We start from the raw sequence: 23,821 nt of genomic DNA, 5'->3' as shown, positions 1-23,821 counted from the left end.
TCCCGCATAGTCCAAAAGGTTTATGGAAAGTGTTTCGTACTTTTGTAAGTACCAATCCCTAAAGATATTTGAAAATAGCGCTGATCGTTAATCCCTTGATTCCTGTTCCTCCTGAAAAATACGGAGGTATTGAACGGATCGTTTATATGATAATTCAGGAACTGAAAAAAAATGGCCATGAGGTTACACTTTTTGCCAATGGACAGTCAAAACCTGGAACAGCTTTAAGAGGCTATACCGAGAACGCACCCTACAATTTAAAAAACTTCCTTGCTATTAACTTGCTGACCGTCAAAATAGCATTCCAGGGCTTTGATCTCGTACATACTTTTGGACGCATGAACAACATTGCCCTGTTGATGTTTTCCAACCTTCCCAAGATCGTTTCATACCAGTTACCACCTACCCTATCCCAGGTAAGCAGGGCAGTGAAGCTGGCCAGGAAAAAATCACTTAGTTTCACGGCCTGCAGTGATTTTATTGCCCGGCAAATGACCGCCCTTTGCGAAGTAAGCACGATCTACAACGGCGTTAATCTCGGCGATTATGATTTCAGCGCTGCTGTCGGACCAGGGGCACCGTTGGTTTTCCTGGGCAGGATACAGGCAGAAAAAGGAACTGCGCTCGCCATCCAGGTTGCCCGTGAAAGCGGAAAAAAATTAATAATTGCCGGAAACATTCCCGAAGAAGAATCCCATCTGCGTTATTACCGGGAAATGGTAGCACCATATATTGACGAAAAAAACGTATTTTATATTGGCCCGGTCAATGACTTGCAGAAGAATGAACTGCTCGGAAGCGCAGCCGCGTTGCTAATGCCTGTTACCTGGGACGAACCTTTCGGAATTGTGATGGCAGAAGCATTGGCCTGCGGCACCCCTGTTATTGGATTCAGAAGGGGCGCATTACCAGAGGTTATTGTCGATGGTTTGAATGGCTATCTGGCAGATTCGGTCACAGAAATGGCAGCGTGCGTCGGTAAGCTTCAACTGATAGACAGAAAAAAATGCAGACAGGTTGCAGCGGATAAATTTAGCGCTGTTAGCATCAGCAAACAGTATGAACAGCTCTATTATAAGGTGAGTTGCAAATCTTGAAAAAGGTTACCTTTATAACCACGGGCCAGCCCACAACTAATCCAAGGCTCGTTAAGGAAGCGGAATTGCTAAAGGCTTTGGGATATGATGTTCATGTGATCTATTGTTTTTACCAGGCATGGGCGGAAAAATATGACCTGGAAATAGTAAGCAGAAACCCTGGAATGTATACCATTTGCGGCGGTCATCCCGAAAATGATAAATTGCATTATTTTAAAACGAGGCTGCGTCAGAAAATCTGTTCAATTATATTTAAATTCATCAATTGGCCTGGAATTGCGGAAAATGCCATCAATCGTACTTATGAAGAGGCTAAAAGCGTCGCACGCCTGCAGCGATCCGGGCTTTACATTGCGCATAACCTGGGCGCACTTCCGGTAGCTGTCATTGCTGCAGGGCATAATAAGGCAAAGGTTGGGTATGACGCAGAGGATATGCATTCCGGTCAATTTATATCCGAGCAGGACGATGGCTATCGGCTAAACAAATATATCGAGGAAAAGTACTTTACTAAAATCGACTATTTTACTGCAGCCAGCCCCTTGATAGCCGAAAACTATAAAAACGTATACAGGTACCTGGAACCAACGGTGATTAACAATGTTTTTCCAAAAACCGGTAAGGTCATCGTTCGCAATCCCGACGAAAGTGCGCCTTTGAAGTTATTCTGGTTTTCTCAAACTGTCGGCCCGGATCGCGGCTTAGAACAGGTCATCGAAGCAATTGGCCTGAGCAAACGTTATATCCTTTTTGAGCTGCTGGGACATTGTTCCGCTACTTACCTGGCGTATATCAAGGATTTCGCAAAAAACAAGGGGCTGGGCGAGGATCAGCTCAAAATCCATAAGGCGGTATCTCCTGAAGGAATTCTTAAAATTGCGGCCGGATTTGATATTGGAATGGCAAGTGAAACAGGAAGCCCGTTAAACAGGGACATTTGTTTGACCAACAAAATATTCACCTACCTTCAATGTGGGTTGTGTATTCTTGCGAGTGATACCCGGGCGCAAACATTATTTTTGGAGCAATATCCATTGTCTGGTCAATTATACAATAAAAATGATCCGCGTACGCTGGCAACGTTATTAAGCATGTACGACAAAGACCGGTACCTTTTATTTCAGACAAAAAAGTTCAACTATGCGCTGGGCCAGGACAAATTGAATTGGGAGCACGAAAGTTTGCAATTTATTAAGTTGATAGAAAACGTTTAACAATTGAAAAATGTCCTGATCATTTCCCCCTATTTTCCTCCCACAAATGCTGCGGATATGCAACGAATCAGGATGAGCCTGCCTTATTATCACCAATCTGGCTGGAATGCAGAGGTTGTAACCGTTGATGATCAGTATGCAGATTTGGTTAAAGATGAATTGCTGCTGGAATCCGTCCCTGCTAGCACAAAAGTTCACAAAGTAAAAGCTTTACCTAAAAACATCACTTCAAAATTAGGTCTTGGCAGCATTGCCCTCCGGTCAATCTATTTCTTCCGAAAAAAAGTAAATGTACTGCTAAGTAAAGGCCACTATGACCTTATTTATTTTTCGACCACGCAATTTCCGGTTTGTATTTTAGGAGCGTACTGGAAAAGGAAGTTCGGCATACCCTATGTTATAGACCTGCAAGATCCCTGGCATTCTGAATATTACCAGGATAAGCCAAAATCACAGCGACCGCCGAAATATTGGATCTCCTACAGGCTAAACAAATTTCTTGAGCCGCTGGCCCTTAAGCAAGTCGATGGCCTGATCAGTGTTTCCAAAGGCTATCTCACAGCGCTTGAAAAACGCTACCCCCGCCTTGCCGGTATCGCTTCGTCTGTGATCACATTCGGCGCATTTAACACCGACCTGGACATAGCCTTGAAACATAAAGACAAGTTCGAACCGCTGTTGGACCCGGCCTTCAAAAACGTTGTGTATATTGGACGAGGGGGGGCGGACATGCTCCCGGCCATAAGTTTGGCGCTGAACGCACTGAAAAATGGAATAGAACGAAACATAAATTTAAAAAGCATTAAATTGTATTTCATAGGGACGAGCTATGCCGCAAATGGGCATGGGACCGAAACGATCAAACCATTTGCAGAAAACATGGGCCTTGGCGACCAGGTTATCGAAATCACGGACAGAATCGGATTTTATCATGCCCTGACCGTGTTAGCTTCCGCGGATGCATTATTCATACCCGGCTCGGATGATTTAAACTATACGGCATCAAAGATCTATCCCTATCTTTCAACACGGAAGCCAGTGCTGGCGATATTCAGCAGCACCAGTTCCGGACTCACTATTTTAAAGGAATATGGCGCCGTACATGCATTTGATTTCCAGCAGCAAAACATGGAAAGAATTACTGATTTTTTTGAGATGGTGCTGCAACAAGTTCCTGGTCCGGTCGCATATGACGCGCATGCCATTGAACGCTATTCGGCGCGCACCATGGCGCAGCAACAATGTTTACTTTTTAACAAGGTTTTAGATGCAAAAAATTAAAATAACCTTTGGGTTTATCTTTTCTCACCCGCTAAGCAGCAGACACCTCGCCAGGGCGTTTGGCAGGCTGATTTTATGGCAGCTCCAGTTAAGGCTCTCGAAAGGACTGATCATCAAATCGTTTATTGCTAACACCCGTTTTTTTGCAAAAAAGGGGTTGACAGGTATCACAGGTAATATATACAGCGGCCTTCATGAATTTTTTGACATGGCCTTTTTACTGCATTACCTCAGGCCGGGAGATGCTTTTTATGACGTGGGTGCAAATGTGGGTTCCTATACCCTGCTGGCTTCAGGGATATGTAAGGCAAGGAGCTACAGTATCGAACCGGTCGGATCAACTTTTGAGTTGCTGGAAAAAAACATCGCGCTAAATGACCTTCAGGCAAATGTCAGGCTGATCAATGCGGGTGCTGGCCGTGAGCCCGGAAGCCTGTGCTTTTCAACAAATGAAGATACCACCAACCATGTAATCGTTGATGGCGAAACGATAGGAACAATACACGTTCCTGTTATCACAATTGATTCATTACTCGGGGAGGACCGGCCTTCGTTAATAAAGATCGATGTTGAAGGTTTTGAAACAGAGGTTTTAAAGGGCATGGAAAAAACACTTTATCAAAAGCAACTAAACGCCATAATTATAGAATTGAACGGCAGTGGCCAGCGTTATGGTTTTGATGACCAAAGCATCCACCAATTATTATTGCGCCATAATTTCAGACCATTTCATTATGACCCTTTCAGCCGTCAACTTAGCCTTTTAAAGAGTTTTGGCTCCCATAATACAATCTATTGCCGCAATTTGGAGATCGTTGAACTGCGCTTAAAAATGGCAAATAAGTTTAAGGTGATGGGGGAAAATATCTAAATGAAACTTGCTATTATAACTACGCACCCGATTCAATATTATGCCCCGGTATTCAAACTGCTGGCAAAACGGGAAAAAGTAGCGGTAAAAGTATTTTACACCTGGGGAAAAGGAGCTTTGAATAAGTTCGATCCGGGCTTTGAGAAAGTTATAAAATGGGATATCCCTTTACTGGAGGGATATGATTACGAATGGATGGCAAATAGTTCTAAAAATCCGGGCTCGCATAAATTTAGCGGTATTGTTAACCCCGATCTGATCGACCGGATTAACGGCTGGAATGCAGATGCCATTCTTGTATTCGGATGGGCTTATCAGGCTCATTTAAAAGCCATTCGATATTTCCATGGCCGGCGACCGGTATTTTTCAGGGGCGATTCAACTTTGCTTGACGAAAAAGGATACATAAGGTCATTTATTAAAAAAACTTTTTTATCCTGGGTTTACCGCCACATTGACCATGCGTTCTATGTAGGAAGTCTGAATCATGCGTACTTTAATAGCTATGGATTAGCGGATAAACAGCTGTCCTTTGCTCCCCATGCGGTTGACAACGAAAGGTTTGCCGTACAAAATACGGGGGCAGTTGAAGCTTTAAGAAAGAACTTAGGTCTTGGCGAAAATGACGTATTGATTTTGTTTGCGGGTAAGCTTGAAGAAAAAAAAGCGCCGGAAGAATTGCTAAAAGCTTTTTTATTGCTGGAAAACAGGTCATGGATCCACTTGTTATTTGTCGGGAATGGGCGCCTGGAAGAACACTTAAAGCGTTTAGCCGCCGGTGAGCCAAATATTCATTTTTTAGACTTTCAGAATCAATCTAAAATGCCTGCAATCTACCAGGCCTGTGATTTATTTTGCCTCCCTTCCAACGGGCCGGGAGAGACCTGGGGATTGGCCGTTAATGAAGCGATGGCCTGTGGAAAAGCGGTTTTGGTTTCTGATAAAGCGGGCTGTTTTGCAGACTTAGTAATTGACAACAACAACGGCAAAGTATTTGAAAGTGGCAATGAGAAACAATTGGTACAGTACCTTAAAGAGTTGACAGGGTCCAGGGCCGGATTATCTATTTTAGGGGCCAATTCTGTAAACAGGATCAGGAGCTGGAATTTCACCGCAATGGCAGAGGCGATAGAAGAAAAGTTGACTTGCTTAAGAAAAAATGATGACTGAAAAGGAAAATTACGGTAAATATATTTTATTATACCTTCCATGGATCTTTTCTTCATTGCTGGCGTCTTCGCCCGAAATTTCCTATTTTATTGCATGGCTGGGATCGTTTTTTATTTTTTATATTACCCTTAGCGGTAAAATAAAACCCCTGCCAAACGACAGAAGCTTAGCCGAACAGATCATGCGTCCGATCATCATAGTGCAGGTTATATTTGCCGGTTACATGTGTTGTACGTCAATATTCTTTTTTATTAATGTCCTGGGGTATGAATATTCGAGTAAAACAAACCCTTTTTTAACGGTAAACCATGAAGTGCTGGAGCTTACCGCCCAATGCCAGCGATATTACTGCCTCGGCCATGCAGCATTCGTATCAGGAATTTTATATTTTATGAAATATCCTGTTAAACAAAAATATTATGTGGAAAAAGGTAAACTGGCCAATTTGTTAATGATTATTGCACTCTTGTCATTCCCCGTTTCTTTGCTGTTTTTGAAAGTTCCGGGCCTGTCTCAGTTTTATTTTCAATTTTCATCCCTTAGCTTTATTTCGGGAACACTCGCACTGGCGCTGGCGATCCCCCTGAAAAAAATCCCGAACACGCTGATTTGTCTTTCGCTATATCTTTTTAATTTCTACCAGGCTTTCATTTCCGGCTTTAAAGAGCCCATTATTCTTAGCGTACTGGTCCTTGGTATTTTTCTCTACCCCAATTACAAAAAATTGGTAACGATTATCTTTTTTCCAGCCCTCCTGCTTTTATTTGTTTTTCTACCAGCCTACGTTTCCTCTTTCAGACAAAATGCATGGTCGGGAGATGAAACGTCGGAAAATGCATCCAAGATCGCTTTGGATGCAACATTGAATAACGATGATGCAGAAAATACCAACTGGGCTTTTCTGGTTTCCAGACTGAGCGAAATTGAAATGTTTACCTGGTATGTCTCTTCAACGCCGCAAAGGATCGACTTCTATGGTACGGTCTTATTAAAGCAATCGGCGATCGCTCTGGTGCCACGCATATTTTGGCCTGGTAAGCCGGTCACGGAAGATATGGTTATGCAGCGTGTTTATAATGCGGGTGTCGTGAACCGCTTCTCTAATGTTTCCGCGAAGCCTGCTTTTATTGTGGATGCCTACCTGTCTTTTGGTGGCTGGGGCGTTTTTATTTTCCTTTTTGCATACGGTGCTGCAGCGCAGATAATAGCCATTAAGGCAGAAAGATTATTCGGCGGGTATGTTTTGGGTACGGCTTTGATATTTAGCGGCCTTTTCCAGATCATGTGGCGGGGATTAAGTTTTGAATTTTTATTTAATTCTGTTTTTTGGAGTTACATAACGATGCTGCTTATTTTTAAAATACTGAGATCTAAAAACATACTGGAAGAAATTTGAGAATTTTACAGATTTGCGCCGCTTACAAGCCTGCTTTTGTTTACGGTGGTCCCACCAGGTCGGTTTCTGCGTTGAGCGAACAATTGGTGAAGGCGGGAATTGGGGTGGAAGTGTTTACCACGACGGCGAATGGCAGCAGCGAATTACCGGTCAAAAATGGTAAAAAGGTAAAAGTTGACGGCGTACCAGTAACTTATTTCAAAAGGGTTACTGGTGATCACACCCATTTTTCTCCGGCTTTGCTGAAACAGTTGTGGGTAGATGCGCAAAAATTTGATGTAATACATATCCATGCCTGGTGGAATTTAGTATCCGTACTATCCTGCTTTATTTGCCTGTTGAAACGGGTTCCTGTTATCGTTTCGCCCAGGGGCACTTTAAGCCCTTATTCGTTCCGTAATAAAAATTCAGGAATCAAAGCGTTGATTCATCACCTGGTAAGTAAGCCGCTTCTAAAATCATGTTTCCTGCATGTGACGTCCCAGCGGGAAAATGATGCCGTTAAAATCCTGATTCATCCAAGAATCATGGTTACCCTTCCAAATTTCATTGAGCTACCTGCCCCTGCCATGCCAACCTTTAAAGAACGGACATCCTGTTTCAAACTGCTTTTTCTTTCACGAATCGAAGAAAAGAAAGGGTTGGAATTACTTATCGGTGCACTCGCGCTGCTGCCTGTTACTTGTAAGCTTACCATCGCAGGAAGCGGTGATGAGGCATATGTAAAACATTTGAAGGCGTTTGCAATTGATAGAAATGTTGCAGGCAAAATTGAATGGATCGGTTTCCAGAACAGGCATAAATTCGAGGTACTCCAAAACCACGATCTTTTCGTGCTGCCGTCTTATGACGAAAATTTTGGAAATGCCGTCATCGAGAGTTTAAGCGTGGGTACACCTGTCCTGATTAGCGAAGAAGTCGGGCTTGCAGCCTATGTCAACAGTAAAAGGTTGGGCTGGATTTGCCAGACAAGCGAAAGTTCGGTAGCCTCTGTCATAAATTTAATTATAAACGAGCGCGTGAAGGAAGTTGAAGAAATCAGGCGCATAGCCCCGGGGATTATCTTTACGGACTTTGAAGAGGGCAACCTGGTAAAAAAATATATGGAAATGTATCAGCAAAGTATAAAAAAATGACGGGATACAAAGACTATGGTTTTTATAACGCGAAACCAACTCATAATTTCGGTTACCAATTAGCTCCCCTGCTTCGAATGCTGGACAAATCAGCAAACCAGTGTATTCTTGATTTAGGGTGTGGCAATGGATACCTGGTCAACTATTTGATCAGTCAAGGTTTTGATGCATATGGAACAGATGCCTCTAAAAATGGGATAGCCCTCGCCAATAAGACGAACCCTGGAAGGTTCTTTGTTCAGGACCTTTCTTCCGGCCGGTTACCGGAAGCATTGCAAGCTTTAGCATTCGATACCATTATCTCAACGGAAGTAATTGAACATCTGTATGATCCGGAAGGATTTATCGATTTTTGCCGAAACGTTTTGAGACCCGGTGGCCAGATCATCGTTACGACGCCTTACCATGGATACTTAAAGAATCTGGCATTGAGTTTATTTGATAAATGGGATAACCATATGAATCCTCTTTGGCTTGGAGGACATATAAAGTTGTGGTCAAAAAGAACCTTATGCCGTCTTTTAACAGAAAAAGGATTCAGCCTCAACAGTTTTACCGGATGTGGTCGTATTCCCTATTTTTGGATGTCGATGATTATTAAAGCCAAACTTATTAAATAAATAAATTCAAGTTCAGGTATTAACCCGGAGTTCCTTATACTTGCTTTTCAGCTGCGGTTAAAAAGCCTTTTCAATAAATTTCTGAACCTGACAGAACGTAAGTAGAACAAATATTTCCAGTGGTTCAGCGCCTGAGCAGAAAAAACATTGGAATTACGCCGCTCCATAATAATCAGGCCGTTATTAATTTCCGTCATAAATGCCACCCGCCATCCGCCTCTCCGTAAAAACGGTAAAACAGCATGTTTTAATCCTTTGCCACAAGCTTTGTCCAGGTCCATTCCTTCATAAGGCGCTTCGCCGGTTTCCCAAAATGTACTGGTATCATGCAGGCCAATATACTTCCGCGCCTTCTCTGAATGCCTGGCCAATTCCCCTTCCAACTGCGTTGCAGTATGGTAAGTATCGATGAACAGGAAATCGGTTTCTTCGATGTCTGCTTCCAGGACGTCTTGCAGAATAAAAGTAAAAACGCCCGGTGCCAGGGCTTCCACTTCTGATATATTAGCATTTCTTTTAATATCATAACTGACAAGTTTTTCAGTGCCTCCTGCAAGAAAGGCATAGGTTGAGGTTGGGTCTCTTACGCCCATTTCGGTGATATGCTTTGACTTCCCGGCATAATCCTTTAAGAAAGGCAGCAATTCATTGATGTCGCTTTTTAACAGGCACAACTCGTTGTATTTTTTTACAACTAAAGACTGATTCATCATATTGGCTAAAATATCTCATTTTTTTTATATACTGTTGTTTTATTAAACAAAAATTAAAAAACACAGTGTCCAATATCGGGTTAAACAAATTCGCATTTCCACCCGCGGTATCTTTTTTACCTTTACGGAGCGCGCTACCATTGAATTGATCGCTGAACATCTTATGCCACTAATCTATTTTAACCTGTGAACAGCGAATTTTCATTTATTATAATCACTTATAATGAAGAAATTCATTTGCCGCGACTGCTTGCCTCTATCCAAAACCTCGGGGCAGCTATTTTTATAGTAGATTCAGGCAGCACCGATGGTACCATCGCGATAGCAAAAGAACATGGCGCAACTATTTTACAGCATGCTTTTGAAAACCATCCAAAGCAATGGGATTTTGCTTTAAAAAACTTCGATATAAAAACGCCCTGGGTAATTTGCCTTGACGCCGACCAAACGGTAACCCCCGAACTAAATGAACGTTTACGCAGTTTTAAAGATGAAGAATATAAGAAAATTGACGGAATCTATTTTAACCGCAAAAACTTTTTTAAAGGCCGGTGGATAAAACATGGCGGATATTACCCTTTCTACCTGCTTAAAATGATCCGGTATGGCGTTGGCTATTCTGATTTGAACGAGAACATGGACCACCGGTTTATTGTGCCGGGCAAAACTGAGATCTGGAAGAACGGCTTTATCCTTGAAGAAAACTTAAAGGAAAATAATATCAGTTTTTGGATCGAAAAGCACAACCGCTACAGCGACCTTGTTGCGCAGGAAGAAGTGGAACGGATGATGGAAATGCGGTCTCAAACGGTAAAGCCGCATTTTTGGGGCTCGCCCGATGAACGTACCGCCAGGTTAAAACAGCTATGGTGGAAGCTGCCCCGCAACGTAAGGCCCTTGTTATATTTTCTCTATCGTATATTTTTTCAGCTGGGGATTCTTGACGGGCAAACCGGTGTGATATTCCACTTTCTGCAAGGCTTCTGGTTCCGGCTTATTGTTGATGTTAAGATTGATGAAATCCTTAAAAAGAAGAATCCCGAAAATGTGGACACCGCGCATTCTCCGTTAAGGTTCATCCTGTCATTCGTGATACTTTTCGCCGCGTTCTACTATTTCAACATCTTCTTTTTCGGCGTTACATCGCCAGGCAATCATTACAGCGCATTTCTTGCCGATAACCTGAACTATATACAAGGCTTACGATGGCTTTTGTTAAAAGCCAGTGCGGCTGTACTGGGTTGGTTTGGATTTACTGCCGTAACCAATCAGTACGAACTTTTGGTAGCCGGCAGGGGCGTTATACAACTGGTATACTCCTGCCTCGGCCTGGGTGTGATCAGTTTTAACTTTTGGTAGCCGGCAGGGGCGTTATACAACTGGTATACTCCTGCCTCGGCCTGGGTGTGATCAGTTTTTTTGCGGCGTTCGTTTTGGCATATCCCGCAAAATTGAAATCGAAGATCATCTTCCTGGTCAGCGGCATATTTGGTATTGAGCTCTTAAATGTTTTACGCTTTGTGCTGCTTGCCCTGTTCTGGCATAAAAAAGATAACCGGATTGTTGACCACCATACCGTTTTTAATATCATAATATATGTAATTATCGCCATTACCCTTTACTTTTGGGTAAAACGCACTGATGCGCTAAGTGATGCAAAAAACTGATCTGTCATTATATAATAATGCACCGTTTCATCCAGGGGGCAATGCTTTTAAAAGGCTGCTTTGGTTTTATGTAAACGCTGTGTTTTTAAAGACAAGCTTAGTACCGTCAAGTAACTTCAAGGTATTTTTACTGCGTTTATTTGGGGCGAGAATCGGTAAGGCTGTTACTATAAAACCGGGGGTGAACGTCAAATATCCCTGGCACCTTACTATTGGCAACCAAACCTGGATAGGCGAAAATGTTTGGATAGATTGCCTTGTGCCAATTAGCGTCGGCAGTAATGTCTGCCTGTCACAGGGGGCAGTTTTACTCACCGGCAGCCACGATTATAAAAAAACAACATTCAATATAACCGCCGGCGTGACACTGGAAGATGGTGTTTGGATCGGTGCGGGTGCAATGATCAACCTTGGTGTAACCGTGGCATCACACGCTGTGCTCACCAGTGGTTCGGTGGCTACTAAAAACCTTGATGCCTATTCTGTTTACCAGGGAAACCCGGCGGTGAAGATCCGCGACAGGGTGCTGGTTTCCCATCAGGCTGGGTAACTCCAATACGAGTTGCAACTGTTCTCCCGCTAACAAAATATCACGGATGCATTATTAAATATAAATAATATATTAAATATTTTTTATATTTAACACCAATATACAACCACCCTAATTAACCAATTTTACTCGATTTGAAAAGAATTTTATTTTCCCTCGCCCTTCTTTGTGCGGCCATGGTTTCAAATGCCCAGACCGGCTTTAATTATTATCCGTTTGGAATAGGTGCAGACCTGTCCTATATGCGCGCCTACAGCCATGTCCCGCGACAGGACAATAAGCTGGGAGCCAATTTAAATTTAATTTATAATTATAGCCCATATATACCGGTCTCCCTGGAAATCCAAAAGGGACAATTATCCGGCGGCGGCCTTACCATTGATAAGGACAAGTACGGACGCCAGTTTTCCAATAATTTTTTTGGTATCTACCTACAGGCTGACATCCACCTGGGAGAATTGATCAACTATGGTGAAAGCTCCTTCCTGAACGCCATTAAAAATCTTTATTTTGGCAGCGGTGCAGGATTTATTTCGAACAGCATAAAGGCCCAGCGTACAAATGTCATCCCTCAAAATGGCGCAATTGGCACCCCTTTGCCAGGTCCTGGTAAAGACAAAAGCGTAAACCTGGGAATTCCATTGCGGATAGGTTATGAATTTAAGCTATTTGATTCCTATGATCAGCCCAGATCAGCCATAGACATTGGCTATGTTCAGCACATTGTGTTTGGCGATGGCATCGACGGTTATACCAATACCATTTCAGGCAGTAATAGTAGCGTTATCAACCAATACAGGGAACTAACGATAGGGTTCAAATATTTTTTTGGTACCCCACTACCCTATAAAAAACTCATCAGGCCATAAACTTATCATGTTACCGCCTTCAGGCAACAGACATAAATTAATATTATTAGGGACAGGAATTACAGTGTTCGTTTTAGGCACTGTCCTGTTCTTTATCCCTCCTGCCCTTTTTCCGGATGCGGCGAATGGTTTGCATGTACTGCGCTGCATGAATTTAGGCGGACCGTTTAACGTTTTTACAGCTCCTGATCAGAGTGATATTACTCAAAACTACGATGAATATATGGTCTGGTGGTCGCCCGGTCAATATTTAGTGCCCTACTTTTTTAAGCTAATTTCAAGTGTTAACACAGGGCAGGCACTTTCAATAACGGTTGCGCTCGCTCAAATCTGTGGGCTCGCCGGTTTTTATACGTTCTTTAAAAAGATCGGCTTTACGCCATTTGTTTCTGTGTTGAGTCTTTTATTTATCATTTGCCAGCTGGCCTTTGCCTTCTTTGTTCCTTATGTGTTTTACAGCGGCGGCGAGGTACTGATTTTTGCTTTTGAGGGCTGGTTCTTATATGGCTGCGTCGTCCTGCGAAAAACAGACTGGAAGCTTTTACTTTTTGTTCTCCTATCGGGGTGGATCGGCTTCTTCTGCAAATCATCCTTTTTATGGATGTACGCCGCAGGGCTTTGCTGTTTGTGGGTCAGGCTATCATCAGGTAGCGCCGGCATTATCGAATGGCTAAAAAAAGGATTATGGATAGGTATTCCTGCTGCACTATCGGTGGGCAGCATTTATATATTTTTCCTCTCCAAAGGCCAGAGCCCTGCCAGTGTTTCAAAGGGAATTAAATTTGCTGCCGAAACCTTTACATTCCCGCTTGCTACCCCATTACTTTCCGGGTTTTCATTGGACGATTTTTTCCACGGGCTACTTTTCAATTTTGGCAAGCCGATGGTGGCACATCAATGGGCTGTATTGATAGTTGTAGTACTGGCAATATTAAGTGTATGGTTGGTTATTACTATCGTCCGCAAGGTTCCGAACAGTAATTACAAATTATTTGTCCTTGTTTTTTATGGTGCGGCATTCCTCTTTTTCGGGGTAATTTATTTGAGGCAGCTGAATATCTCCTACGAGGCAAGGCATTTCCGGATCATCGGCATTTTAGTCGTACCGGGAATTATCTACTTAATAACCCAATCAAAACGCATTTACCAGGTGGCATTTACTATGCTGTGCCTTTGCATAGCTGCGTATAGTTTTAGCTATCTATTTAAAGGATTCAGCATTAATAAAAACCTGAGCGCCAAAGGCAGCACAGGCATCTCGCAAATCAATATTGATCAGCACTCACTTAACGCAGTGATGAAACTCGACCGGGAGAATAAGAATGCAGTATTCGTTTTTATTTCAAACGATTTAGGACTCGAGATCATGCACAACCGGGTTATCACGTTGTCGCCCATTGCCGATGATTTTAAAATAGATATGGATGACTACACATATGATGGTTTTGCAGGTCCGCTGTTTATTGTATTGCCCGAAAGCTACAATGGACCAAAAGAAAAGCTGATCATGAAATCATTCCCCGGCTATACTGGGTTTAACTTATCTATGCTGAGCGACAAGTATGTACTGTATGCCGCTAAGTTGAAAAGATAGCTATTAAGGCGTGGGAATTTTATTTTTTGATTCCTGCAGCTGCCGGTTGAACCCCCAATAATCAACCTGGATCCAATACGCCACAATTTTCTTATGCTTCACAAGGTAAACACAACCTGCCAGGGTTGACCTTTAACCTCGCTGATTTGTTTGCCATTTACCTCCCATCTCACAAAAACCTGCTCACCTTCCAAAATTATTTCCTTAATTTCTAATTTAAAATCACCGTAAATTTGTTTGCGTTCCCGAATACCGGATTCCGGTATGTTCGGCGAAGCGTTGAAGTTTTCCGGCATGTCCGTCTTTACTTCATGAACACTTACCGTGTCCGCCAGGTATAATGAAGCGTTTTGCGGATTTTTGCCAGATCTGACATCTTCAAGAAAATTTTTGACCACCTGCCTGGATTCATCGGTAGCAGTTTGCGCCATAGCCATTTATTAAACAAATAAGAATCAAACCATGCAGGTAAAATTTAAATATATCCGTCTGTCTACAAACAACCTCGCAAATAAGATAAAAAAAACGGTCATCTAATTCAAGAATAAATCAATGAAATGACAGGTTCTAATCGTTAAGTAAAGCTGAACTATGCTACAAATCAATTTTCCCTGGTCAAATTTATTTAATAAGCGGCGGGAATTAAAACACATGTTGGGGCTGCCCCGTATCTCGCTATAATTCGCCCCGCCACTATTTTTTTTTAATCGTCCGCCAGAATATAGCAGGACTTAACTTTGGACACTTCAATACCAGTAAAAACAATTAAATTTAAACCGGCGCCCAAAAATATAAATTAAAGTAATTAGATAATAAATTGATGTAATTATATAATATAATAAAGAAATACATTAATTTTAAATAAACCAACATCTTTTTCTGTTGAAGGAAAATGGCTATAACGACTGTAAAAAACGGCAATCGAAATTCCAGCTGTTTTGCTATCGGGGTAAAAATCGATCCACTAAAAAAGGGAGAAACGTCACGCCCTAAGTTGTCAGTCAATAAAGGAAAATATCACGATTTGCGCGTATTTTCTAAAAGCAAGTTAAACTCGTCATCATCTATCAAACCTTTAGCATTCAAATCATAATAGCGCTGTTGCCGGGCCGTCAAAGTTTCTTTTTTTGGGGCAAAAAAAACAACAAGTAATCCGATTACAGGCACGGCAAAGGAAATCATTCCACCCATCAGCCAGCCGACATCTCGTTTCCGCCCAAGGAAAGCACCAATTGAAAAAACAGTAACCAGATATATTACCCCGACTAACTCAGAATGTATTACAAAAAATGATTGAGAACCATCGTACATGATCAGGGGCTGTTATATACTTTCGAAAATACAAATAATCCTAAATTAATCAACAATTATTCTTCCGGCATACACCACCAATGTTCCTCGTGGTCGATATCAATCACGCTTATAAGGTATCCTATTTCAGTTAAAAAAGCCCTTACACCTTCAACACTGCAGTTAAAAACAGGCAAGATATCCGGATGTACACTGATCAGCATCGCCGGCTGATGCTTCAGTAGGAAGTTTTTTGCACCCCGCATGGCAAACAGCTCAGCCCCTTTAATATCACACTTGATCAAAACATTATCTGGTACCAGTTCCCCTGAAAACAAATCATCTATAGCATAAATGGGGGTGTCTTTCGCAACAGTATCCAGGTTAGCATAAGTAGCGGTACCCAACTCCCCGGTAGCACCGGAAGCATGGAGCGTTTGTCTTGTTTGAACAAACGCCTCCTCCAGCGTTGTTGTTTGCAGGGACTGCTCACTTATCAATCCATAGATCACATTTATTCTTTCCCCAACGGCATATTTACACACATTTAAAGTTGCTTTTAGGCTGGAAATATCGGAATCAAATCCGATCACGGTCGCCCGATCCGAGGCAACCAAGATCAAATACTAAACAATCCGGATGCGCTGCCACCCAGCTAACCAGTTGCCGGACCGTCACCGGTTCGTAATCCTCAAGCCCCGCATAATAATATTCCGGTGGGATCCTGTAACTAAAAGAATCGTTTATAAACCGCCTCCTCAAATCTTACAAAGTCAAGTAGTTGAAGTGCGTTATAACGAACCCAAATTCTTGCCTAAATGAGGGACATCGTGCAAAATCACCTTTATTATGGTTATATTTATAACGTATTGACAATCAATAGTATTAAAAAAAACAGCCAAGTGTACAGGCACCGTATCCCAAAGGCAACAGTAAACAAACTAAGGCAGCTCTATATTGCCGGGCCGGTTAACAAAAAGGCAACCGCCGCATTGTTAAAAATATCCTCCAGAACTGTTTATAAATACCTTGATGAATTTGAAAAAATCAAGGCGAGCTACCCGGGAAAACTGGCTGATATGAATTTTTTTATGCCGAATCCCGAAAAGAAGCACCGGGAAACAACTATGTATATCCATTTTACCAGCGTCCTTCCGGGATTGCTTGAGCAAAATCGTAAAAATGGCAATTCAACCGCAGTTATATGGAAGAAGTACATTGCCTTATATCCTAAAGGTTACGCCTATTCGCCATTTTTAAGAATCTATAGTGCATGGCGCAATGCCAGGCATATTCCAATGGTTTACCCGCAATTTATCAGGGATATTACTGATGCAGACCAGGTAATTGTCAGAAGCTGGCGAAATTCTCATATCCTGCGGAATTGGCGCATTGCTGTTGTGCTTGAATCAGCCTTCGAAAGACAATCGCTGCGCGAGATCTGCGAGCGGGTGGAAGTCGATGTTGTGACTGTAAAACGATGGATAAAGACCTATAACCAGCATGGCCTGGCCGCCCTTGAGATAAGAAAGAGAATAGTGAATGCGGCTATAGCAAAGGAGGTCCGGAATAAATCTGTTAACATTATTAAATTACTGCAGCGCAACCCCAAATTCTATGGCATCAACGAAACTGCCTGGACATTGGCCGCCCTATCAGAAACCTATCAGCAGATTCATGGCTATTATATATCCACAAACTGTGTCGGGTGTTATTTGAAAAAGCTGGGGTATTCCCACAAAAAAACGCGCGAAATGCTGGCCAGTCCGGATCCGAAATTTGACCAGAAAATCAAGCGGATACAGGATATTTTGAAAAAACTTCAACCCGATGAAAAGTTTTTTTCCATCGATGAACTCGGCCCGGTGAATATCAGGTCCAAAGGTGGCAGGTCATTTGTACATAAAAGCGAAACAGTAAGGATCATACCAAAATTCGAAAAAAAAAGGGGAACGCTCACTTGTATCGCGGCACTGGAATTATCCACAAACCAGGTAAGCCACTTTTACGCCGGACGTAAAAGCAGCATGGAAATGATCCAGCTGGTGGACCTGCTCAGCACAAAATACAGCGGAGAAAAAAATCTCTATTTAAGCTGGGATGCAGCAAGCTGGCATAATTCCATGATGCTTAAAGCTCACTTAAAAACACTGAACAGCAAGGCTTACCGGTCAGCCCACCATACGCCGCTGATAAAACTGGCCCCGCTACCCTCCTGTACCCAATACCTGAATATAATTGAATCCGTATTTAGCGGGCTTTCAAGATCCGTAATTCACAACAGCGATTACGAAAATTCAGCAGCATGTCAACTGGCTATTGACCGTTATTTTCTCGAAAGAAACCGCCACTTTATGGAAAATCCGAAAAGAGCGGGGGATAAAATATGGGGGAAGGAAATCGTCAGGCCGGTATTCACAGATACACAACATTGCAGAAAACGATGAACAGAGATCATATTCCGGCGGACAAGGTCAACAAATTAAGACGGATGTTTATAAACGGCCCCGTGAATGCCAGTGCGGCAGCAGTCCTGTTAAAAATTAACAGGAAAACAGTCCACTGTTACCTTGCCCAATTTGAACAGGTTAAAAAGCACCATCCATCAAAGCTGGAGGATATGGGCTTTTTCATGCCGGTTAATACAGAAGAGCAGCAAGCTGAGCGCTTGTACCTGGAAATGACCGCGGTGCTCCCCGGTATCATCAGCACGCACCGGCTGCGTCAATTAGACCCGGTCTATATCTGGAACATTTACCGGGAACAGTGTCCCGGCGGCTATGCCTTTTATCTTTTCAGAAAACATTTTGGCAAGTGGTGCAAAGCAAACAAAATCGCCACTTACCATACCAAGCTGATCGTTACCATACCCGACGAGGACTGGATCATCATCAACAAATGGCGCAAAGGGTCTGACAAACAAAAATGGCAAATGGCAGTAACCTTGGACGCTGCTTATCACCGGAAGGCGCTGGTTGCTATCAGCCGGAAAATTGAAGCCCACCTGGTACTGCTGTATCATTGGATCGACGCCTACCGTACAGGCGGGCTCGCCGGCCTTGTTACTAAGCCAAATTATCAAAGCGCGAAGGCCGCCGCTGCCGTAACCCAAAGATCGGCATGGATCATGCAGCTCATGCATGAGACACCCCAATTACATGGCTTCAACAAAACTGCCTGGACGACCACTGCGCTGGCAGCCGCTTATCGTAATCTTCATGGGTCTAAAATGTGCTGTTCGAATGCTTCGCGCTATCTGAAAAGACTGGGGTATACCTATAAGTCAAGCAGGCGGGCGCTGACCAGCAATGACCCGCATTATACAGAAAAGCTGCAAAAAATAAAGGATATTTTAGGCGGCCTGGAGAACGATGAAAAGTTTTTCTCCATCGACGAATACGGCCCTGTCGGGATGAAATTAAAGCCAGGCTGGTCATACATGAAGGATAATGAACAGCAAAAAACCATTTCACAGATCCAAAGGTGCCGCGGCTTTATCATCTGCATAGCCGCACTGGAACTTTCCCAAAACCAGGTAACCCATTTTTTTGCGCTGCAAAAGACAAGCGCGGAAATAATAAAGTTAGTAGATTTATTAACGCTCCAATACAAAGACCAGCGTACCTTATACCTGTCCTGGGACGACGTTAGCTTTCACAAAAGCAAGGCCGTAAAGGAACATCTGGTGTTATTAAATACGGAGACCTATCGCACGGAAAACAACTCCCCCGCAGTTGAACTGGTGCCATTGCCGAGCTGTGCCACTTTTTTAAATGTAATCGAATCTGTTTTTGTCGGTATGGCGCGCTCAACGATTTCCAACAGCGATTATTCGGGCCCGGAAGAATGCAAACAGGCTATTGAACGCTACTTTTTGGAAAGGAACAGACACTTCCGGGAAAACCCAAAGCATGCCGGCAACAAAATCTGGGGCAAGGAAACCATCGTCCCCGTTTTTAATGAACTTAACAACAGCAAAAAACTAAAATAAAACAAATTCAGTTAGGTACCACTTGCTTTTTCAATCTATCGTATCTTCGACATCATTAACGATCTCTAAGGTTAATTACTAAATTCTTGTGACAAACATGTAAATAAACTCGTCGTTTTACCGGCGATCCAATCGCCTGTAAAAACGTAAAGTCGCTTTTTAATAAAATCCAGAATAATCAACAAGCCGCAGGACCAAGGATTCTTCCCTGATATATTACCGCAGAGCTCAGTGCATTACGTCCGCAACAAGGCAGTCCTCATCCCAAAACTCGAAACCTATTTTGCCCGCCACCCCGCTTACAGGATCGTCGATTACGACACCAGTTGCGCTAGTCACTGGGTTCCTTATCCCATTCCCTTTCAGCAGCTGCAGGAATTATTTGCAGATCCCGGCAATACTGCCATCACCAAATTGGCGGAACTACCTTCCCGTTTCGGCGGTCGGCTGTACAGTACCGTTGTCCGCCGGTAAGACAACCGGCGTCTGTATGTGCGCACCCCCGTTTTAAAAAGACAAAGTAGTTTACCGCTCATCATCATCCTGCATACCCGATTTGGCCCTATGCCACAGGCTTTTCCGCTGACGCTGTCTTTCCTGCCTGGCCTCTTTCCAGCGTTGAGTTTTACCATGCTTTTGACCTTTACGGGCCGTGTCCGGTGGTTCTTCGTTTTCCTTTTCAACGGACAATGCCGCCAGTTCCGCCTTCAATAAGTCAGTGATCTCGCTCCGAATCCGGTTATAAGTTTCCATCACCATTTCCTCGCTGACAGGCTGCCTGATAAGTATCGCTTTGTAAGCCGCCTCTTCCTTCGCGATCGCTGCATGGTCGTTTTGGATGGCAGCATGGAACATTTTCAGAGATATGCGCTGTTCTGGATTATCGGCAACCATCCCCACAAACTCGCCGGAGGAAAGCGCTGCGATCTTGGACGCCGGTATGGCATAATCCAGCTGGGTCGCCTTCGACAGTGAGGTGTCGCTGCTGTTGATGGTCATACTGTTCTTATCCTGTGCGATCTTGCCAAAGTTCTCGGATAGCGTCTTCGCTGTATCCCCGGTTACCTGTCCGCTGATGATATTGCCGATAATACCGGTAATGACATCCGCCTGCTCCTTGCCATAATCCTTGCTCAGCTGGCTGAAATCCTGGACCGCCAGCGTCGTCGCTACCTTATTTGATCGAGCCGTAGCGATCAGGCTGTCGATATTGTTAAAAAAAATCGTCGGGAACTCATCAAAGATCAAACTGCTTTTGAGCTGGCCCTTCCGGTTCACCAACTTGATCATGCGGGAAATGTATAGCGACAACACCGGCCCATAGGTCTGCAATTTCTGCGGGTTATTGCCCATGCAAACGATCTTGGGCGCCTCAGGATTATTGACGTCCAGCGTAAAATCATTGCCCGACAGGACATAATAAAGTTGGGGCGATGCCAGCCGTGCCAGCCCGATCTTCGCGCTGGCAATCTGCCCCTCCAGCTGGGCTTTCGCGCCCTGGTTATAGGCAGAAATAAATGGATTGATGAGCGCGCCGATCTCAGGTTCCTTGAGCAATACGGCGAACAGCTGGTCATAATCCGCCTGGATGAGCTCGATGACATGCGGCAACGTGCAGTATTTGCCATCTTCGTACTTCCGCAGGTACCAGATGACGGCCGTCAGGAAATTGATCGGGCTTTCGACAAAGAAGTCACCTTGTTTTTTGATCCAGTCTCGGTTGAGGCCCAGCATGATCGTACGCGACGCCTCGGTGGCGTCGGTGATATCCACCATGCTTTCCGGGTACAACGGATTGCAACGGTGTATGATGCGGTCAAAATCGATCACCCAAAAGCTGGGTTTTACCGGATAGTTTTTGTAGTATTTGAGTAAGGTATTATAAACGATGATGCTCAGGTCGTCGAACTTGAAATCATAGAGGAACATGGAAAAACCTTTCCGGATATGCTGCTCAATAATATGCCGGATCACGAAGTAAGATTTACCCGCGCCTGGGGTCCCCGCTACGAGCAGGCCGCGACAGGGATTGACATAATTGATCCAGCTGTCCCGTGTTTTTCCTTTCAGGTTATATTTTGCCGGCAAGTTGATCGAGAATTCGTTTTCCAGCAGGCGCTCCTCCTGCGGGAACGTCTCATTGTCAGTATTAAAGATATCCTTGTGAAGCTTTTCCCTGAGCCACCGCGACAGGTAAGTGCCGCCTGTCATCATGAGCAGGTAGCCGGTGCCGGTCAGCGCCATATAACTGATGGCGATAGTAGCCAAACCGACCGGCAGGTAAAAACACAGGATACTGATCCAGTAGATGAGCAGCCCGCATAATAAATAGGCAATTATGCTTTTCCAGTTGATTTTTTCGTCCTTTTTGCCTTTGACGCCGACCAGCGAGATGGCCAGGGCGATAAGCGCTGCGAGTTTTGGCCGCCACCAAGTGACAAACAGGCCTGTTCGCGAGATATTGCTGATGATACGGTCGGTAATGCCCGCTGTCCAGTGCCAGCCGGCAAAGGCCTGGTAACAGCTGATATAAAAATGGACCGCCAAAATAAATAGGCTGATCATCCGTGTCATATCCATGATCCGGCGCAGGCCGCCGATATCTTCTCCTGTTTGCATCATTATATCTCCATGGACGGGCTCTGCTCCGGTCCTTTTTTCTTCTTATTCTTTTTCTTCGGTATGGAGGGCATTGGCTCTGGCTTGTTTTTGCCTAAAGCGAGTTGCAGGTAATTGGTCGGCGCAGGTTTCCCCAAATAAGTTTTGGCCGGCACTGCTTGACCAAGTGTTTTTTGTTGCGACGCAATTGTTTTTCCCCGTTGCTGTGCGCGTTCCTTTTCCTGTGTTTGGTATTTATCCGCCGGGCTAAGTTGTTCAAATAGTCCTTTAGCGCTGTAAGCCTTGCCCAAATCACTGCCATTGAAAACCACTTTTTGGTAATGGTCTATATAAGTGACTCCGTAAGTGATGCTCTGCTCATTGGTGCGGAACAGGACGGTAATATTTTGCGTCCGGAGTTCCCGGATCAGTGTGGCCTTGCTGATCGCAGCGTATTTCCCGATGGTTTCATCTATGGCCGCTTTCAGGTGTTCCCTGAAAGCTTTGCGCTTTTCAAGGTTTTTCGCAAATTGTTTCTCCAGGTTCGGCAGCGTCGGCCTGTTATAAATAGCGCTGGCTTTGATGGGCACGCCGACGGCCTCCCCTTTAGCGCTGATGATCGTATAGAGGAGACCTTTCTTTTCATGCATGCGCGTGCCTTCCGCACCACGGTCTGCCCTTACGTTGAATTCCTGCAATACGGCGTTAAATTCGGCAAGCGAGGTAAAGGCATAAGTACCGATCACCGCATTGACGATATTGGTAACCGCCCTTTTGGTCGGCGTTTGTCCGTAGACAGCCTTTTCAATATCCGCGGGTTTGATGTTGGGCGTATTGCTATTCTGGCGTCCTTTGGCGGCGATGAGCCCGAATTCCTTTTCTATTTGCTGCCTGGCCGGCTCGGACAATTTCCAGCCAATGCCGTGTGTGTCGATCCGGCTGCCATCCGTGCGGATATTCACGCTGGCAATGTGGACATGTGTGTGCGCGGCATCGTTGTGCCGGTAAACCAGGAAGGGCTGGTCGCCGAAACCGATTTGCTCCATGTACGACAGGCTGATTTGCTGCAGCATTTCATTGGTGAGTTTGTCCTGTGGGTCGAAATTCAGCGTTATGTGGATGGCGTTTGTTTTGACATGACTGTTCAGCATGGTCAGGTGGTCGAAACGCTGTAATTTTTGCGCCAGGCTAAATTGCGCGGCATCTCCGGCAAAGCCACTGGCCAATAATAACTTCGCCTCACCTGCCGCTACCTTATTTTCATTGTAATGCAGCATGCCCCTTATACTTTTGCCGTTGACGAACCTTGCAACCATTTTTCTGCCAGGCGGTTAATGACCGTTAACAATTCCTCCACCCTGCCCCCGACCTGCCTGAACAATTCCGCGGTTTTCAGCGCGTAAAATGCTTTTTGCGCCTCCGTCCGGCTGGTATGGAAATAGCGGGTCTGCTGGTTGATGTTGATGCCGATGGCTTTAAGCTCCTTCCGGATGAGCGCCATTTCTTCCATAGGGGCATTCAGCGAGATATCGCGGTAAAAGCATAAGATGGTCTCGCCGGAGAGTACCATACGGGCCACTTCTCCTACGCTTTGGCAAGCACTCTCCTGTTGTAGTTTTTCGAGCCGTTCGCCGGTCTTTTGGGTGACCCGGGTGCGGATGGGATAGCTGAATAAGGAGTCCTGGTCGGCTGCTTTCTTTCGGGGCATGGTTTTGACTTTTAAGGGGTTCCGGGTTTTGCGAGTTCCGAGCAAAAGCCCCCGGC

General features: G+C 44.3%; 20 protein-coding genes and 1 pseudogene. 14 read left to right on the top strand and 7 right to left on the bottom strand.

Annotated elements, in window-relative coordinates; genetic code table 11:
* Positions 1–68: 68 nt before the first annotated feature.
* From KXD93_RS21190 to KXD93_RS21155, 8 genes are read left to right on the top strand one after another with little or no spacing between them, the layout of a single operon-like run.
* The gene (locus KXD93_RS21190) at positions 69–1,097 is read left to right on the top strand and encodes a glycosyltransferase family 4 protein (protein WP_258139352.1); all 1,029 of its coding nucleotides are present in this window, start codon (positions 69–71) and stop codon (positions 1,095–1,097) included.
* A complete protein-coding gene (locus KXD93_RS21185; protein ID WP_258139351.1) occupies positions 1,094–2,311 on the top strand; it encodes a glycosyltransferase family protein in 1,218 nt (405 codons plus the stop codon). Before KXD93_RS21190 ends, KXD93_RS21185 begins: the two co-directional genes overlap by 4 nt.
* Before the next feature lie 57 nt (positions 2,312–2,368).
* Complete coding sequence (locus tag KXD93_RS21180; protein WP_258139350.1) at positions 2,369–3,592, top strand: glycosyltransferase family protein; 1,224 nt, start codon at positions 2,369–2,371, stop codon at positions 3,590–3,592.
* Positions 3,579–4,463: an FkbM family methyltransferase gene (locus tag KXD93_RS21175; protein WP_258139349.1), complete on the top strand. Its 885-nt coding sequence runs from the start codon at positions 3,579–3,581 to the stop codon at positions 4,461–4,463. The genes KXD93_RS21180 and KXD93_RS21175 overlap by 14 nt, the downstream gene beginning before the upstream one ends.
* Complete coding sequence (locus KXD93_RS21170) at positions 4,464–5,633, top strand: glycosyltransferase family 4 protein (RefSeq protein WP_258139348.1); 1,170 nt, start codon at positions 4,464–4,466, stop codon at positions 5,631–5,633. It begins immediately after the preceding gene.
* Positions 5,623–7,029 carry an exosortase Y-associated Wzy-like protein gene (locus KXD93_RS21165; RefSeq protein ID WP_258139347.1) on the top strand — a complete coding sequence of 469 codons (1,407 nt, stop codon included), beginning with the start codon at positions 5,623–5,625 and terminating at the stop codon, positions 7,027–7,029. The genes KXD93_RS21170 and KXD93_RS21165 overlap by 11 nt, the downstream gene beginning before the upstream one ends.
* Entirely contained in the window at positions 7,026–8,165 is a 1,140-nt protein-coding gene (locus KXD93_RS21160; RefSeq protein WP_258139346.1) for an XrtY-associated glycosyltransferase XYAG1, read from the top strand. The genes KXD93_RS21165 and KXD93_RS21160 overlap by 4 nt, the downstream gene beginning before the upstream one ends.
* Positions 8,162–8,785, top strand: coding sequence for a class I SAM-dependent methyltransferase (locus KXD93_RS21155; RefSeq protein ID WP_258139345.1), 624 nt, complete (start codon positions 8,162–8,164; stop codon positions 8,783–8,785). Before KXD93_RS21160 ends, KXD93_RS21155 begins: the two co-directional genes overlap by 4 nt.
* A gap of 47 nt (positions 8,786–8,832) precedes the next feature.
* Here the strand turns inward: KXD93_RS21155 and KXD93_RS21150 are convergent, their stop codons facing one another.
* Positions 8,833–9,498 carry a hypothetical protein gene (locus tag KXD93_RS21150; protein WP_258139344.1) on the bottom strand — a complete coding sequence of 222 codons (666 nt, stop codon included), beginning with the start codon at positions 9,496–9,498 and terminating at the stop codon, positions 8,833–8,835.
* A gap of 186 nt (positions 9,499–9,684) precedes the next feature.
* On the opposite strand from KXD93_RS21150, the pseudogene KXD93_RS21145 reads away from it, so the two are divergent.
* The 4 genes and pseudogenes from KXD93_RS21145 (at position 9,685) to KXD93_RS21125 (ending at position 14,178) form a co-directional block, all read left to right on the top strand.
* Positions 9,685–11,165: pseudogene (locus KXD93_RS21145) on the top strand (glycosyltransferase).
* Positions 11,152–11,715, top strand: a complete 564-nt coding sequence (locus KXD93_RS21135; RefSeq protein ID WP_258139341.1) for a WcaF family extracellular polysaccharide biosynthesis acetyltransferase — start codon at positions 11,152–11,154, stop codon at positions 11,713–11,715. Before KXD93_RS21145 ends, KXD93_RS21135 begins: the two are co-directional and overlap by 14 nt.
* A gap of 134 nt (positions 11,716–11,849) precedes the next feature.
* On the top strand, positions 11,850–12,584 hold the full coding sequence (locus tag KXD93_RS21130) for a hypothetical protein (RefSeq protein ID WP_258139340.1): 735 nt from the start codon (positions 11,850–11,852) through the stop codon (positions 12,582–12,584).
* A 7-nt stretch (positions 12,585–12,591) separates the two neighbouring features.
* Positions 12,592–14,178: a hypothetical protein gene (locus tag KXD93_RS21125; RefSeq protein WP_258139339.1), complete on the top strand. Its 1,587-nt coding sequence runs from the start codon at positions 12,592–12,594 to the stop codon at positions 14,176–14,178.
* A 98-nt stretch (positions 14,179–14,276) separates the two neighbouring features.
* Here the strand turns inward: KXD93_RS21125 and KXD93_RS21120 are convergent, their stop codons facing one another.
* The 3 genes from KXD93_RS21120 to KXD93_RS21110 form a co-directional block, all read right to left on the bottom strand.
* Complete coding sequence (locus KXD93_RS21120) at positions 14,277–14,615, bottom strand: hypothetical protein (protein WP_258139338.1); 339 nt, start codon at positions 14,613–14,615, stop codon at positions 14,277–14,279.
* A 580-nt stretch (positions 14,616–15,195) separates the two neighbouring features.
* Entirely contained in the window at positions 15,196–15,489 is a 294-nt protein-coding gene (locus tag KXD93_RS21115) for a hypothetical protein (protein ID WP_258139337.1), read from the bottom strand.
* A 56-nt stretch (positions 15,490–15,545) separates the two neighbouring features.
* A complete protein-coding gene (locus KXD93_RS21110; protein ID WP_258139336.1) occupies positions 15,546–16,061 on the bottom strand; it encodes an FkbM family methyltransferase in 516 nt (171 codons plus the stop codon).
* Positions 16,062–16,286: 225 nt separating this feature from the next.
* Here KXD93_RS21110 and KXD93_RS21105 point away from each other — a divergent pair, with 225 nt between their 5' ends.
* Together KXD93_RS21105 and KXD93_RS21100 are read left to right on the top strand one after the other, a co-directional pair.
* Positions 16,287–17,915 (top strand): IS630 family transposase, encoded by a 1,629-nt coding sequence (locus tag KXD93_RS21105; protein ID WP_258139335.1) that lies wholly within the window; start codon positions 16,287–16,289, stop codon positions 17,913–17,915.
* Positions 17,912–19,459: an IS630 family transposase gene (locus KXD93_RS21100; RefSeq protein WP_258139334.1), complete on the top strand. Its 1,548-nt coding sequence runs from the start codon at positions 17,912–17,914 to the stop codon at positions 19,457–19,459. Before KXD93_RS21105 ends, KXD93_RS21100 begins: the two co-directional genes overlap by 4 nt.
* Before the next feature lie 525 nt (positions 19,460–19,984).
* On the opposite strand, the gene mobC is transcribed toward KXD93_RS21100, so the two are convergent.
* From mobC to KXD93_RS21085, 3 genes are read right to left on the bottom strand one after another with little or no spacing between them, the layout of a single operon-like run.
* Entirely contained in the window at positions 19,985–22,078 is a 2,094-nt protein-coding gene (gene mobC / locus KXD93_RS21095; RefSeq protein WP_258139391.1) for a conjugal transfer protein MobC, read from the bottom strand.
* 2 nt (positions 22,079–22,080) lie between these two features.
* Positions 22,081–23,373: a relaxase/mobilization nuclease domain-containing protein gene (locus KXD93_RS21090; RefSeq protein ID WP_258139333.1), complete on the bottom strand. Its 1,293-nt coding sequence runs from the start codon at positions 23,371–23,373 to the stop codon at positions 22,081–22,083.
* Positions 23,340–23,765: a mobilization protein gene (locus KXD93_RS21085; RefSeq protein WP_258139332.1), complete on the bottom strand. Its 426-nt coding sequence runs from the start codon at positions 23,763–23,765 to the stop codon at positions 23,340–23,342. Before KXD93_RS21085 ends, KXD93_RS21090 begins: the two co-directional genes overlap by 34 nt.
* Positions 23,766–23,821: the final 56 nt, after the last annotated feature.

Source organism: Mucilaginibacter phenanthrenivorans (assembly GCF_024721155.1).
GTDB lineage: Bacteria > Bacteroidota > Bacteroidia > Sphingobacteriales > Sphingobacteriaceae > Mucilaginibacter > Mucilaginibacter phenanthrenivorans.
Note: the sequence above shows the minus strand (reverse complement) of the source record. Positions and strands in the feature narration are given on the sequence as shown.

Excerpts from the sequence above, each read along its gene's own strand:
- KXD93_RS21180 (WP_258139350.1), top strand. The coding sequence starts at position 2,369 with ATGCAACGAATCAGGATGAGCCTGCCTTATTATCACCAATCTGGCTGG.
- KXD93_RS21175 (WP_258139349.1), top strand. The coding sequence starts at position 3,579 with ATGCAAAAAATTAAAATAACCTTTGGGTTTATCTTTTCTCACCCGCTA.
- KXD93_RS21170 (WP_258139348.1), top strand. The coding sequence starts at position 4,464 with ATGAAACTTGCTATTATAACTACGCACCCGATTCAATATTATGCCCCG.
- KXD93_RS21165 (WP_258139347.1), top strand. The coding sequence starts at position 5,623 with ATGATGACTGAAAAGGAAAATTACGGTAAATATATTTTATTATACCTT.
- KXD93_RS21155 (WP_258139345.1), top strand. The coding sequence starts at position 8,162 with ATGACGGGATACAAAGACTATGGTTTTTATAACGCGAAACCAACTCAT.
- KXD93_RS21150 (WP_258139344.1), bottom strand. The coding sequence starts at position 9,498 with ATGATGAATCAGTCTTTAGTTGTAAAAAAATACAACGAGTTGTGCCTG.
- KXD93_RS21135 (WP_258139341.1), top strand. The coding sequence starts at position 11,152 with ATGCAAAAAACTGATCTGTCATTATATAATAATGCACCGTTTCATCCA.
- KXD93_RS21125 (WP_258139339.1), top strand. The coding sequence starts at position 12,592 with ATGTTACCGCCTTCAGGCAACAGACATAAATTAATATTATTAGGGACA.
- KXD93_RS21120 (WP_258139338.1), bottom strand. The coding sequence starts at position 14,615 with ATGGCTATGGCGCAAACTGCTACCGATGAATCCAGGCAGGTGGTCAAA.
- KXD93_RS21115 (WP_258139337.1), bottom strand. The coding sequence starts at position 15,489 with ATGTACGATGGTTCTCAATCATTTTTTGTAATACATTCTGAGTTAGTC.
- KXD93_RS21105 (WP_258139335.1), top strand. The coding sequence starts at position 16,287 with ATGAGGGACATCGTGCAAAATCACCTTTATTATGGTTATATTTATAAC.
- KXD93_RS21100 (WP_258139334.1), top strand. The coding sequence starts at position 17,912 with ATGAACAGAGATCATATTCCGGCGGACAAGGTCAACAAATTAAGACGG.
- mobC (WP_258139391.1), bottom strand. The coding sequence starts at position 22,078 with ATGCAAACAGGAGAAGATATCGGCGGCCTGCGCCGGATCATGGATATG.
- KXD93_RS21090 (WP_258139333.1), bottom strand. The coding sequence starts at position 23,373 with ATGGTTGCAAGGTTCGTCAACGGCAAAAGTATAAGGGGCATGCTGCAT.
- KXD93_RS21085 (WP_258139332.1), bottom strand. The coding sequence starts at position 23,765 with ATGCCCCGAAAGAAAGCAGCCGACCAGGACTCCTTATTCAGCTATCCC.